A 320-nucleotide genomic window follows, 5' to 3' on the forward strand; every position below is an offset into this window, starting at 1 on the left:
AAGAACTCCACCGCCATGCTGACCACCTTCAACGAAGTCGACCTGTCCAAGGTGTCGGCGGCGCGCAAGGAGCTGCAGGACGAGTTCGTCAAGGCCCACGGCATCAAGCTGGGCTTCAACGCCGTCTGGAATGTCAGCGACCGCTTCAAGCTCAGCTTTGATGCGCACAACTCGAAGAACGAGAGCCGACCGAATGATCCGCTGACCGGCGCCCGTGCGCTGTGGATCGGCTGTGCGCCGTCCAGCGAGCGCCGCGTGTACTACGGCAACCACGCCAGCCATGGTGACTTCGTGCTGATCTGGTCGTCGATGCCGCCCGC

The 320-nt window shown here is 63.1% G+C and carries 1 pseudogene; it reads left to right on the forward strand.

From position 1 onward, the window contains the following. Positions 1–15: 15 nt before the first annotated feature. A pseudogene (locus ABGA94_RS05755) lies at positions 16–320 on the forward strand (hypothetical protein); the annotation flags it as partial.

The sequence above is a fragment of the Stenotrophomonas sp. 3diitr2024 genome (genome assembly GCF_042136455.1).
GTDB classification, from domain to species: Bacteria; Pseudomonadota; Gammaproteobacteria; order Xanthomonadales; family Xanthomonadaceae; genus Stenotrophomonas; species Stenotrophomonas sepilia.